This window comes from Saccharothrix sp. NPDC042600 (assembly GCF_040647305.1).
Lineage (GTDB): Bacteria > Actinomycetota > Actinomycetes > Mycobacteriales > Pseudonocardiaceae > Actinosynnema > Actinosynnema mutabilis.
The window spans coordinates 1-13,141 of record NZ_JBEZBW010000160.1; the positions used below are offsets into that span (position 1 = coordinate 1).

Here is a 13,141-nt window from a genome sequence, read left to right on the forward strand (position 1 = left end):
TTGGCCCGACCCCCGAAAAGTGTGGTAGCCCTTCGGGCAGGTCATACGGTGGGGAACACGAAGGCCCCTTGTGGCTGGGAGCCCAAACCAAAAGCGCCGCTGCGCGGCGAAGAGCGGCGCTGCTGCGTGGAGAAGAGCGGCGCTGCTGCGCGGAGAAGAGGGCCGCCGCTGCGCGGTGAAGGCGGCGCGGTCGTGAGGAGGCGGGTGGCTGTTGCGGCGGGTGGGGTGGAGGGGGTGGGCTTGTGGGGTTGGCGTGGCCTTCGGCCCCCGTTGCCATGGTCGCACGGTGGTACGACGGTTTCTGCTGGCAATGAAAGGTTTTCGTGTCCGCAGTGGACGTGGTGGGTGAACACTCTCCGTGCGCCGGTAGCCTTCCGCGCGTGCCTGCCAAGCTTGAGGGCAAGGTCGCGACCGCCCCGCCTCGCCCCTCCCGCGTCCAGCCCGTCGCCGTGTCCGAGCTCGCCTCGACCGTGGACGCGCACCTCACCGCGCCCGATCGGGCGCACACCCCCGTTTCCGGGGTGACGTTGCGCGCCCAGCACGTCCAGGCCGGGGACCTGTTCGCCGCGTTGCCCGGGGCTCGGGCGCACGGTGCGGACTTCGCCGACCAAGCCGTCGCCCGGGGAGCGGTGGCGGTGTTGACCGACGAGGTCGGGGCGGCGAAGGTGCGGGGGGTGCCCGTGTTGGTGCACCCGGATCCGCGTGGGGTGTTGGGGGCGTTGGCCGCCCGCGTCTACGGCGAGCCCGCCACGAAGGTCGCGGTGTGGGGGGTCACCGGCACGTCCGGCAAGACCACCACCAGCTACATGGTCGAGTCCGCGTTGCGCGCCGCCGGGCGCACGACCGGGTTGATCGGCACGGTCGAGACGCGCATCGCCGGGGAGCGGCTGGACAGCGCGCTCACCACGCCCGAAGCGCCCGACCTGCACGCGCTGCTCGCCGTCATGGCCGAGCGCGGGGTCACCGACGTGACCATGGAGGTCTCCAGCCACGCCCTGCGCCTGGGGCGGGTCGGCGGGGTCGGGTTCGCGGTCGCCGGGTTCACCAACCTGTCGCAGGACCACCTCGACTTCCACCCCGACATGGAGGACTACTTCCAGACCAAGGCCCTGCTGTTCGACGGCCGCGCGCGGCGCGAAGTCGTGTGCGTGGACGGGGAGTGGGGGCGTCGGCTGGTCAAACCGGGCACCGTCACCGTGTCCACCACCGGCGAAGCCGACTGGACGGCCTCGGGCATCAGCGTGTCCGCGACCGGTGAGCAGCGGTTCACCGCGCACGGGCCGGACGGTCTGGAGTTCGACGTCGAGCTGCGGCTGCCGGGCGAGTTCAACGTCGCCAACGCGTTGCTGGCCACCGCGCTGCTGCACCTGCGGGGCGTTGACGTCGAGTCCATCGTGCGCGGCCTGGCGGAGGTCCAGGTCCCGGGCCGGATGCAGCGGGTGGACGAGGGGCAGGACTTCACCGCCGTCGTCGACTACTCGCACAAGCCGCAGGCCGTGGCGCTCGCGCTGGACGCCGTCCGGGCCCGTGCCACCGGCCGGATCATCACGGTGCTCGGCTGCGGCGGGGACCGGGACACCGCGAAGCGCCCGCTGATGGGCGAGGAGGCGGCTCGGCGCAGCGACGTGCTGATCGTCACCGACGACAACCCGCGCAGCGAGGACCCGGCCGCGATCCGGGCCGCGATGCTGGCGGGCGCCTTGACCGTGCCCGACGGCGACCGCGGCGAGGTGCTGGAGATCGGCGACCGCCGCGCGGCCATCGAGCACGCCGTGACCCTGGCCCGGCCCGGTGACGTGGTCGTGGTGGCGGGCAAGGGCCACGAGACCGGTCAGGAGGTGGCGGGCGTCGTGCACCCGTTCTCCGACGCCGACACCCTCGCGCACGCGATCAGAGAGGTCCGCCGGTGATCCCGCTCAGCCTGGCCGAGATCGCCGACGCCGTCGGCGGCACCCTGCACGGCACCGACGGGACGCCGGTGGTCACCGGCGCCGTCGAGTTCGACACCCGGAAGGTCGCGCCCGGCGGCCTGTTCCTGGCCCTGCCCGGCGAACGGGTCGACGGCCACGACTTCGCCGCCCAGGCCGTCGCCCGGGGCGCGGCGGGCGTCCTGGCCGGTCGCCCGGTGGACGGCGTCCCGACCGTCGTCGCACCCCCCGTCGAGACGGGGCACGGCAACGCCTACGTGCTGTCCGGGGACAAGGACGGCGCGGGCGCGGCGGTGCTGGCGGCCCTGGCCAAGCTCGCCCGCCACGTCGTGGACCGCCTCCCGGACCTCACCGTGATCGGCGTCACGGGCTCGTCCGGCAAGACCTCCACCAAGGACCTCATCGCTCAGGTGCTGGCCCCGCTCGGCCCGACCATCGCGCCGCCCGGGTCGTTCAACAACGAACTCGGCCACCCGTGGACGGTCCTGCGCGCCGACGAGTCCACCCGGTTCCTGGTGCTCGAACTGTCCGCGCGCGGTCGCGGGCACATCGCCGCGCTGTGCACGGTCGCCCCGCCCAAGGTCGGCGCGGTGCTCAACGTCGGCAGCGCCCACCTCGGCGAGTTCGGCTCCCGGGAGGGCATCGCGCAGGCCAAGGGCGAGCTGGTCGAGGCGCTCCCGGCCGACGGGATCGCGGTGCTCAACGCCGACGACCCGCTGGTCGCCGGCATGGCCCCCCGCACGGCGGCGAACGTCGTCCTGGTCGGCGAGCACCCCGACGCCGAGGTCCGCGCCGTGGACGTCGAGCTGGACGCCACCGCCCGCGCCGCGTTCACGCTGGTCGCGCCGCAGGGGCGGGCCCGCGTGCGGCTCGCCGTGCACGGCCCGCACCAGGTCGGCAACGCCCTCACCGCCGCCGCGATCGCCCTGCGCCTGGGCGCGACCCCGGAGCAGGTCGCCGACGCGCTCGGCCAAGCCGAACGGGTCTCCGCGCATCGCATGGCGGTCTCCGAACGTCCTGACGGTGTGACGATCGTCAACGACGCCTACAACGCCAACCCGGAGTCGGTGCGCGCGGCGCTGAAGTCGCTCGCCACCATCTCGCGGGCCACCACCCCCGCCCGGCGCAGTTGGGCCGTCCTCGGCCCCATGGCCGAGCTGGGCGAAGACCACGTCCGCGCGCACGACGAGATCGGCAGGCTCGCCGTGCGCCTGGACATCAACAAGCTGGTCGTCGTCGGGGACCAAGCCCGCCCGATGCACCAGGGCGCGCACCTGGAAGGATCATGGGGCGAAGAAGCGGTATTGGTGCCCGATGTGGCGGCGGCCGTGGAGCTGCTGCGCGACCAGGTGCGTCCGGGTGACGTCGTGCTGGTGAAGGCATCCAACTCATACGGCCTGTGGCGGGTTGCCGAGGCCCTCCTGGAGGCGGTCAGCAAGTGAAGAGCATCCTCATCGCGGCGGCCATCGCGCTGATCGCGTCGATCATGCTGACGCCGTACCTGATCAAGATCTTCTCCCGGCAGGGCTTCGGCCAGGAGATCCGCGAAGAGGGCCCGCAGCACCACAAGACCAAGCGCGGCACGCCCACCATGGGCGGTGTGGCCATCCTGGTCGCGATGTGGGCGGGTTACCTCGGCGCGCACCTGGTGAACTCGATGTCCGCGTCGGCGGCCGAGCAGACGCCCAGCGCGTCCGGCCTGCTCGTGCTCATGCTGACCACGTCCCTGGGCGTGGTCGGCTTCCTCGACGACTTCATCAAGATCCGCAAGCAGCGCAACCTCGGTCTGAACAAGACGGCCAAGCTGGTCGGCCAGTTCGTCGCCACGATCATCTTCGCCGTCCTGGTCATGCAGTTCCCGAACAAGGACGGCCTCACGCCCGCGTCGGTGAACCTGTCGTTCGTGCGCGACATCGCGGTGGTGTCGTTCGGCGTGGTCGGGTTCGTGGTGTTCTGCTACGCCGCGATCTCCGCGTGGTCCAACGCGGTCAACCTCACCGACGGCCTCGACGGCCTCGCCGGCGGCACGTCCGCGATGGTGCTCGGCACGTACGTGGTGATCAGCTTCTGGCAGTTCCGCTACAACTGCTCGAACCTGCTGGTGGCCGGCTGCTACGACGTGCGCGACCCGCTGGACCTGGCGCTGGTGGCCGCCGCCGCGATGGCGGGCTGCATCGGCTTCCTGTGGTGGAACGCCGCGCCGGCCAAGATCTTCATGGGCGACACGGGGTCGCTGGCGCTGGGCGGTCTGGTCGCGGGCCTGTCCATCGCGACCCGCACCGAGCTGCTGATGGTGGTGATCGGCGGCATCTTCGTGGTCGAGGCGCTGTCGGTGGTGCTCCAGGTGGCGGTGTTCCGGACGTCGCGGCGGCGGTTGTTCCGCATGGCGCCGTTCCACCACCACTTCGAGCTCGCCGGGTGGGCGGAGACCACGGTCATCATCCGGTTCTGGCTGATGGCGGGCATGTGCTGCATGCTCGGCCTGGGCCTGTTCTACAGCGAGTGGCTCACCGCGGCGGGGAGCTGACGTGGGGTTCCTGGCCGGTCGCGACGTCCTGGTCGCCGGCGCGGGCGTGACCGGCCGGTCCGCCGCCGAGGCGTTGCTGGCGGCGGGGGCGTCGGTGACCGTGACCGATGGTTCCGTCGACCGGCTGAGCGCCCTGGAGCCGTTGCTGCCCGGGGTCGCGCTGGTGCCGGGCCTGGTCGCGCCGCCGCCGTCGGCGGAGCTGGTGGTGACCTCGCCCGGGTGGCGCCCGGACAGCCCGTTGCTGGTGGCGTCGCGGGCGGCGGGGCTGGAGGTCGTCGGCGAGGTCGAGCTGGCGTGGCGGATGGGCCTGGAACTGGCCGACCCGCCCGCGTGGCTCGCGGTGACCGGCACCAACGGCAAGACCACGACGGTGGGGATGCTGGAGTCGATCCTGCGGGCGGCCGGCATCGACGCGGTGGCGTGCGGCAACGTCGGCCTGCCGGTGGTGGACGCCCTGCTGGCCGGGCACCGGGTGCTCGCGGTGGAGCTGTCGAGCTTCCAGCTGCACTGGTCGCCGTCGGTGCGGCCGGCCGCCGGGGTGCTGTTGAACCTGGCCGAGGACCACCTGGACTGGCACGGCTCGTTCGCCGCTTACGCGGAGGCGAAGGCCCAGGTGCTCACCGGCGATGTCGCCGTGGCCGGTGTGGACGACCCTTACGTGGCCGAGCTGCTTTCGGCTTCGCCGTCGCCGGCGCACGTCGGTTTCACGCTGGGCGCGCCCGAGGAGGGGCAGCTCGGCGTGGTGGACGGGCACCTGGTGGACCGGGCGTTCGGGCCGGACGCGGTGTTGGCGGCGGTGTCGGACGTGCAGCCGGCGGGGCCGCCGGGGTTGTCCGACGCGTTGGCCGCCGCCGCTCTGGCTCGGGCGCACGGTGTGTCGGAGGAGGCCGTGCGGCAGGGGTTGCGCGACTTCCGGCCGGGGGCGCATCGGGCGGAGGTCGTGGCGGTGGCCGAGGGCGTCACGTACGTCAACGACTCGAAGGCGACCAACCCGCACGCGGCCGCGGCGTCGTTGCGGTCCCATGAGAGCGTCGTGTGGGTCGCGGGCGGGTTGTTGAAGGGCGCGTCGGTCGACGAGTTGGTGCGGGCCGAGGCGTTCCGGTTGCGCGGGGCCGTGGTGATCGGGGCGGACCGCGAGGTGATCGCGGCGGCTTTGGCGAAGTACGCGCCTTCCGTGCCGGTGGCGGTGCTGGACGCCGCGAGCATGCGGGACGCGGTGCGGGCGGCTCGGTCGATGGCGCGGGCCGGGGACGCGGTGGTGTTGGCGCCGGCCGCGGCGTCGATGGACATGTTCAGCGACTACGCGCACCGGGGGCAGGCGTTCGCGGAGGCGGTGCGGGAGCTGACGGGCGAGGGCTGACGGGCGAGGGCTGACGGGCGAGGGCTGACGGGCGAGGGCTGACGGGCGAGGGCTGACGGGCGAGGGCTGACGGGCGAGGGCTGCTTGGCGAGGGCTGCTTGGCGAGGGCTGCTTGGCGCGGGCTGAGCGCGCTCGGCGCGGCCTCCGGCCCCCGGTTCCATTGTCTCACCGGGGACCGACAAGATCGGCCGGGCTCGGGGTGGCCGGGATTCGGTTGTGGGCGCAACCGGTGGTGGGTTTCGGGCGTCCCACGGGTGGGTAAGTCGCGTGACTGCGGTCGCGTCTGGGCGACACGCGGTGGATTTTCGGCTTTCGCCGTGCGATGCGGGAGACGATGGGCGCATGACAGCGGTGGACAGAGCGGTGGAGCGGGGGGCGCGGCCCAAGCGCACGGTCAAGGTGGTCGCCGTGCGCAGTGCCCTCACCGCCTGGTTGGGCCGGCCGCTCGCGGACTTCCACCTGCTGCTCGCCATCTTCGGCCTGCTGACCGTGCTGGGCCTGGTGATGGTGCTGTCCGCGTCCGCACCGGGCGAGGTCGCGGACGGGGCCTCGGCCTACAGCGTCTTCCAGAAGCAGTTGCTGTACGTGGTGGTCGGGGCGATCCTGTTCCTGATCGTCCTGCGCATCCCGCTGCGGACCATCCGGCAGAGCAGCATGATGGCGATGCTCGCGTGCGTGATCATGCTCGGCCTGGTCCTCACTCCACTCGGGACGGTCGCGGGCGGCGCGCAGTCCTGGTTCACCGTGGGGCCCGTGTCGTTCCAGCCGATCGAGGCCGCGAAGCTCGCGATGGCCCTGTGGGGCGCGCACGTGCTCGTCACCAAGCGCGCGTTGCTGGACCAGTACCGGCACCTGCTCGTGCCCGTGGTCCCGGTGGCGTTGCTGGTGTTCGCGCTGGTGATGCTCCAGCCCGACCTCGGCGGCACGATCACGCTCGGCGTCGTCCTGGTCAGCCTGATGTGGTTCGTGGGCGCGCCGATGCGGTTGTTCGGCGTGATCGCGGTCGGCGCGGCGGCGGGGGCGGCGGTGCTCGCGGTCGGCGCGACCTACCGGCTCCAGCGCGTCCTGACCTACCTCGACCCCGACAAGGACCCGACCGGCGCGGGGTTGCAGGCGCGGCAGGCGATGTTCGCGTTGGCGGAGGGCGGGTTCTTCGGCAAGGGCCTGACCAACGGCAGTTCCAAGTGGCGTTACCTGCCCAACGTCCACAGCGACTTCATCTTCGCCGTGATCGGCGAGGAACTCGGGTTCATCGGCTGCCTGCTGGTGCTGGGCCTGTTCGGGTTGCTCGCCGTGGTGGGCCTGCGGATCGCCGCGCGCAACACCGACCCGTGGATCCGGCTGGTGTCCGCGACCCTCACCGTGTGGCTGGTGGCGCAGGCCGCGATCAACATCGGCTACGTCGTGCGGTTGCTGCCGGTCACCGGCATCACGCTGCCCATGATCTCCTCCGGCGGCACGTCGATCGTCACCACGATGGTCGTGTTCGGCATCCTGGCCAACTGCGCGCGCCACGAGCCGGAAGCCGTGTCCGCGCTGCGCTCGCTGGGGCCCGGCCGCGTCGGCGGCGTGCTGAAGCTGCCCGCGCCGGAGGCCTACAAGCCGCCGCCCAAGCGCCGGCCCGTCCGGCCGTCCACCCCGCCGCGCGGGCGCAAGGCCGCGCCGCCGCCGGTGGACGAACGGAGGATGGCCGGCCGTCACGCTCCGCCGTCGGAGTACCGTCGGCGCGACTCGCGCCGGGCGACCCAGGACCGGTCCCGGCGCCGCGACGGGCGCTAGCCCGCCCCACGACACAAGGAGGAAGTGCGTGACCGGGGTTCCCCAGCAGGCCGGACCGTGCGTGGTGGTCGCCGGAGGCGGCACCGCCGGGCACATCGAGCCCGCCCTGGCCCTGGCCGACGCGGTCAAGCGGCTGCGGCCCGACGCGCGCGTGGTCGCGCTGGGCACCGAGCGCGGGCTGGAGAACAAGCTCGTGCCCGCCCGCGGCTACCCGCTTGAGCTGATCCCGCCGGTGCCGATGCCGCGCAAGCCGTCGCCCGACCTGTTGAAGCTGCCGCTGCGCGTGCGGGAGTCGGTGAAGCGCACCCGCGAGGTGCTGGAGCGCCACCACGCCGACGTCGTCGTCGGCTTCGGCGGCTACGTCTCGCTGCCCGCCTACCTCGCCGCCCGCGGCCGGGTGCCGATCGTCGTGCACGAGGCCAACGCCAAGGCCGGTCTCGCGAACAAGGTCGGCGCGAAGTTCGCCGAGCGCGTCGCCGCCGCCGTGCCCGACTCGGGCCTGACCGACGCGGAGATCATCGGCATCCCGCTGCGGCACTCGATCACCTCCCTGGACCGGGCCGCCCTGCGCGCCCAGGCCCGCGCCCACTTCGGCCTCGACCCCAACGCGCCGGTGCTGCTGGTGTTCGGCGGCTCGCAGGGCGCGCGGTCGATCAACAACGCGGTGTCCGGCGCGGCGCAGGCGTTCGCGCGGGCCGGGATCGGCGTGCTGCACGCCTACGGCCCGAAGAACTCCGTGGCGGTGCAGGCGGTGCCGGGCGCGCCCGCGTACGTGCCGGTGCCCTACCTGGAGCGGATGGACCTCGCCTACGCCGCCGCCGACGCGGTGCTGTGCCGGTCCGGCGCGATGACCGTCGCCGAGGTGTCCGCGGTGGGCCTGCCGGCGGTGTTCGTGCCGCTGCCGCACGGCAACGGCGAGCAGGCCCTCAACGCGGGACCCGTGGTCGGCGCGGGCGGCGGCATCCTGGTCCCCGACGAGCAGCTGACCCCGGACTGGGTCGCGCGGCACGTCGTCCCGCTGGTCGCCGACCGCGACCGGCTGGCCGCGATGACCACCGCCACCCTGAGCACCGGCCACCGCGAGGCCGACGAGGTGCTCGCCCGGATCGTCCTGGATGTGATCAAGAAGTGAACGTGCTGGAACGGGTCCACCTCGTCGGCATCGGCGGCGCGGGCATGAGCGGCATCGCCCGCATCCTGCTCGCGCGCGGCGCGCACGTGTCCGGCTCCGACGCCAAGGACTCCCGCACCGTCCTGGCGCTGCGGGCGCAGGGCGCGCACATCGCCGTCGGCCACGCGGCCGAGCACCTCGACCTGCTCGACGGCGGTCCCACCTCCGTCGTCGTGTCCACGGCGATCCGCGAGGACAACCCCGAGCTGGCGGCGGCCCGCGAGCGCGGCGTGGTCGTGCTGCGCCGCGCCGAGGCCCTCGCCGCGCTGATGCTCGACCACCGCGTCGCGTGCGTGGCCGGCACCCACGGCAAGACGTCCACCACGTCCATGCTCACCGTGGCGTTGCAGCACTGCCGCATGGACCCGTCCTTCGCCATCGGCGGCGACCTCAACGAGTCCGGCGCCAACGCCCACCAGGGCACCGGCGGGATCTTCGTGGCCGAGGCCGACGAGAGCGACGGGTCGTTCCTGTACTTCGCGCCCTCGATCGCGGTGGTGACCAACGTCGAGGCCGACCACCTCGACCACCACGGCACGGTCGAGGCCTACACCGCCGTGTTCGACTCGTTCCTGGAGCGGATCGAGCCCGGCGGCGTGGTGATCGCGTGCGTGGACGACCCGGGCGCGAAGGCGCTGGCCGACCGCGCCAAGGGCCTCGGCCTGCGGGTCCGCCCCTACGGCCGCACCGCGACCGGCGAGGGCGCGGCGACCCTGGTGGACTACCGGCCCGAGGACGGCGGCGGCATCGCCGTGCTGGACCTGGCCGGCGAGAAGCTGGACGTGCGGGTGGCCGTGCCCGGCGAGCACATGGCGGGCAACGCGATCGCCGCCCTGCTGGCCGCGCTGGAGCTGGGCGCGGACCGCGACTGCGTGCTGGAGGGCCTGGGCGCGTTCGGCGGCGTGCGGCGGCGGTTCGAGTTCAAGGGCCGCGCCGGCGGGGTCCGGGTCTACGACGACTACGCCCACCACCCCACCGAGGTCGCCGCGCAGCTCACCGCCGCGCGGTCGGTCGCCGGGCAGGGCAAGCTGGTCGTGGTGTTCCAGCCGCACCTGTACTCGCGGACCCGGCTGTTCGCCGACGAGTTCGGCGCCGCCCTGGGCCTGGCGGACGAGGTCGTGGTCCTGGACGTCTACGGCGCGCGGGAGGACCCGGAGCCGGGCGTGACCGGCGCGCTGGTGGCCGGGACCGTGCCGCTGGAGCAGGACCGGGTGCACTACGAGCCGTCGTTCGACCGGGTGCCCGCGCTGGTGGCGGGGCTGGTCGGCGAGGGCGACGTGGTGGTGACCATGGGCGCGGGCGACGTGACCATGCTCGGCCCGGAGATCGTCGGGGAGCTGGACCGGGGATGACGACCCAGACGGCGCGCCGCCGCACCGCCTCCGCGTCGCGGCGGCGCCCGTCCCGGCGCGGAGGACCCTCCCGGCGCGTGGTGCTGCGCCGCCGGGCGGTGGCGCTGCTGACCGTGCTGACCGTGGTCGGCCTGGTCGTCGCCGTCTGGTTCACGCCGCTGCTGGGCGTGCGGCGGGTGGAGGTGGCCGGCACCGTCGAGCTGACGGGCGACCAGGTCCGCGCCGCCGCCGCGATCGAGCCGGGCTCGCCGCTGGTCCGGCTGGACGTCGACGCGATCGCCGAGCGCGTGCGCGGGCTGTCCCGGGTGGCGGGCGTGCGGGTGGAGCGCTCCCTGCCGGGCACCGTGCTGCTCACCGTGGACGAGCGCACCCCGGTCGCCGTGGTGAACGCCGGCGACGGCGCGCACCTGGTGGACGCTACCGGCCGGGACTACGCGACCGTCGCCCAGCCGCCGGCCGGGCTGCCGGAGCTCAAGGCCGAGGGCAAGGGGCGGCCGGCGGCGGTCGCGGTGCTGGTCGCGCTGCCCGAGCCGTTGCGCCGGGAAGTCCTGGCGGTGTCGGCGACGTCCGGCGCCGACGTGCGGCTGACCCTGACCGCCGGGCGCGAGGTGCGGTGGGGCTCGCCGGACGACACGCCGCGCAAGGCCGCGGTCGTCCAGGTGCTGATGACCCGTGACGGCTCGGTGTTCGACGTCTCCAGCCCGGAGCTGCCGACCGTCTCGTGATCTTCACCACGGCGGTCGGGCGAAACTCGGTCGTTCGCCGCGTTCGCGCAGGTGATACTGCCCGGCATGACTGTGACGAAGATCGTGACCAAGCCCGAGGACCGGGTGGACATCGCCTTCACCGGCGACGAGCGGACCCTGCTCAACGGGTTCCTGGACTACCTGCGCGGGACCATCGAGCTGAAGTGCGCCGGACTGTCCGAAGAGGACGCGACCCGCTCCACGCTCCCGTCGCCGCTGAACACGGCCGCGGGCATCGTCAAGCACCTGCGGTGGGTCGAGCACTACTGGTTCGAGGTCGCGCTGCTCGGACGGCCCAGCGCCGCCCCCTACACGAGGCAGGACCCGGACGCCGATTGGCGGATCGAGCCGGGGGAGACGATCTCGGGTCTGCTGGCCGACTACGCTGAGCAGTGCGGGGTGAGTCGCGACATCGCCGCGGGGCTCGACCTCGACCACGAGGTGGTGTTCCGGGGGGACAAGCGGCTTTCCACGCGCTGGGTGCTGATCCACATGATCGAGGAGACGGGTCGGCACGCGGGGCACCTGGACGTGGTGCGCGAACTGCTCGACGGGGTGACCGGCGAGTAGGGCGGGCTCACCCGGTCGGGACACAACACGGCGTGGCAACTGGACCGAGGCATTTCTGGTGCATAACGTCCGGTGGGAACATACGGGGTTGACATAACTCTCGACCTCTGGTTGAGGGTTTCAATCCGGGTGGACTTCCGTCCGGGTGTGACACCGGTGGTCATCCACTCCAGCACATGAGCACGGACACGATCAGGAAGGCGGATCCGATGACGCCCCCGCACAACTACCTCGCGGTGATAAAGGTCGTCGGCATCGGCGGCGGCGGTGTCAACGCCGTCAACCGGATGATCGAGGTCGGGCTCAAGGGCGTCGAGTTCATCGCGGTGAACACCGACGCCCAGGCTCTGCTGATGTCCGACGCCGACGTCAAGCTCGACATCGGCCGCGAGCTGACCCGCGGCCTCGGCGCGGGCGCCAACCCCGAGGTCGGCCACAAGGCCGCCGAGGACCACCGGGAGGAGATCGAGGAGGTCCTCAAGGGCGCCGACATGGTCTTCGTGACCGCCGGCGAGGGCGGTGGGACGGGCACCGGCGGCGCGCCGGTCGTCGCGTCCATCGCCCGCAAGCTCGGCGCGCTGACCATCGGCGTCGTGACGCGCCCGTTCTCCTTCGAGGGCAAGCGGCGCGCGAAGCAGGCCGAGGAGGGCATCCAGGCGCTGCGCAACGAGTGCGACACGCTCATCGTGATCCCGAACGACCGGCTGCTCCAGCTCGGCGACATCGGCGTCTCGCTGATGGACGCGTTCCGCTCGGCGGACGAGGTGCTGCTGTCCGGTGTCCAGGGCATCACCGACCTGATCACCACCCCCGGTCTGATCAACCTGGACTTCGCCGACGTCAAGTCGGTGATGTCGGGGGCGGGCTCGGCGTTGATGGGCATCGGCTCGGCGCGCGGCGAGGGCCGTGCCGTGCAGGCGGCGCAGAAGGCCATCAACTCGCCGCTGCTGGAGGCGTCCATGGAGGGCGCGCACGGCGTGCTGCTGTCGATCGCGGGCGGGTCGGACCTCGGCCTGTTCGAGATCAACGAGTCGGCGTCGCTGGTCCAGGAGGCCGCGCACCCGGACGCGAACATCATCTTCGGCACGGTCATCGACGACTCGCTGGGCGACGAGGTCCGGGTGACGGTGATCGCGGCCGGCTTCGACAGCGGCGGCCCGACCCACAAGAAGCTGGAACCACAGGCCCTGTCCTCGCCACCGCGCACGACGGTGGCGCCGGGCCAGTCGGGCACGGTGCAGCCCGTGCCGGTGGCGCAGCCGGTCCAGCCGGTCCAGCCGCAGCCGGTGCAGCACCAGGTCCAGCCGCCGGTGGTGGAGCAGGCCCCGGTGGCCCAGCCCCGCCCGACCGTGCCGCCGCAGCCGACGCAGCCGAACGGGACGACCCCGCAGCCCGCGTACCCGACGTCCCAGCCGGCGGTGCCGCGCTCGCTCTCGCAGAGCGGGTCGCTGCCGTCGCGCGCGGTGCCGGTGACCGACGACCCGGACGACGAGGTCGACGTGCCCCCGTTCATGCGCCGCTGAGGCGGCCCGGACCATCGAGAGCCCGCTTCCCGCTCGGGGAGGCGGGCTCTTCGCGCACCGGGGACCAGCCGAACCAGCGTGGGGCCGGGCTGCGCTGGGCCGGCCTGGGCTGGGTCGGGCCGCGTGCGCCCTGCCGCCCCGCCGCACCCCGCCCCGCCGCACCCCGCCCCGCCGCACCCCGCGCA

10 protein-coding genes are annotated in these 13,141 nt (G+C 73.3%); all 10 read left to right on the forward strand.

The window, feature by feature from the left end:
• Nucleotides 1-380: 380 nt before the first annotated feature.
• The 10 genes from AB0A74_RS40815 to ftsZ all read left to right on the forward strand — a co-directional run bounded on the left by AB0A74_RS40815 (nt 381) and on the right by ftsZ (nt 12,956).
• Entirely contained in the window at nt 381-1,910 is a 1,530-nt protein-coding gene (locus AB0A74_RS40815; protein WP_358258326.1) for a UDP-N-acetylmuramoyl-L-alanyl-D-glutamate--2,6-diaminopimelate ligase, read from the forward strand.
• On the forward strand, nt 1,907-3,370 hold the full coding sequence (murF, locus tag AB0A74_RS40820) for a UDP-N-acetylmuramoyl-tripeptide--D-alanyl-D-alanine ligase (RefSeq protein ID WP_358258328.1): 1,464 nt from the start codon (nt 1,907-1,909) through the stop codon (nt 3,368-3,370). The genes AB0A74_RS40815 and murF overlap by 4 nt, the downstream gene beginning before the upstream one ends.
• On the forward strand, nt 3,367-4,455 hold the full coding sequence (gene mraY, locus AB0A74_RS40825; protein WP_343934502.1) for a phospho-N-acetylmuramoyl-pentapeptide-transferase: 1,089 nt from the start codon (nt 3,367-3,369) through the stop codon (nt 4,453-4,455). The genes murF and mraY overlap by 4 nt, the downstream gene beginning before the upstream one ends.
• A gap of 1 nt (nt 4,456) precedes the next feature.
• On the forward strand, nt 4,457-5,815 hold the full coding sequence (gene murD, locus AB0A74_RS40830) for a UDP-N-acetylmuramoyl-L-alanine--D-glutamate ligase (RefSeq protein ID WP_358258330.1): 1,359 nt from the start codon (nt 4,457-4,459) through the stop codon (nt 5,813-5,815).
• 342 nt (nt 5,816-6,157) lie between these two features.
• Complete coding sequence (gene ftsW, locus AB0A74_RS40835) at nt 6,158-7,594, forward strand: putative lipid II flippase FtsW (RefSeq protein ID WP_358258332.1); 1,437 nt, start codon at nt 6,158-6,160, stop codon at nt 7,592-7,594.
• A 28-nt stretch (nt 7,595-7,622) separates the two neighbouring features.
• Entirely contained in the window at nt 7,623-8,726 is a 1,104-nt protein-coding gene (gene murG / locus AB0A74_RS40840) for an undecaprenyldiphospho-muramoylpentapeptide beta-N-acetylglucosaminyltransferase (protein WP_358258334.1), read from the forward strand.
• On the forward strand, nt 8,723-10,117 hold the full coding sequence (gene murC, locus AB0A74_RS40845) for a UDP-N-acetylmuramate--L-alanine ligase (protein WP_358258336.1): 1,395 nt from the start codon (nt 8,723-8,725) through the stop codon (nt 10,115-10,117). Before murG ends, murC begins: the two co-directional genes overlap by 4 nt.
• Entirely contained in the window at nt 10,114-10,842 is a 729-nt protein-coding gene (locus AB0A74_RS40850) for an FtsQ-type POTRA domain-containing protein (protein ID WP_358258338.1), read from the forward strand. The genes murC and AB0A74_RS40850 overlap by 4 nt, the downstream gene beginning before the upstream one ends.
• 66 nt (nt 10,843-10,908) lie before the next feature.
• Nucleotides 10,909-11,433, forward strand: coding sequence for a DinB family protein (locus AB0A74_RS40855; RefSeq protein WP_358258340.1), 525 nt, complete (start codon nt 10,909-10,911; stop codon nt 11,431-11,433).
• A 209-nt stretch (nt 11,434-11,642) separates the two neighbouring features.
• Nucleotides 11,643-12,956, forward strand: a complete 1,314-nt coding sequence (gene ftsZ, locus AB0A74_RS40860; protein ID WP_358258341.1) for a cell division protein FtsZ — start codon at nt 11,643-11,645, stop codon at nt 12,954-12,956.
• Nucleotides 12,957-13,141 lie beyond the last annotated feature (185 nt).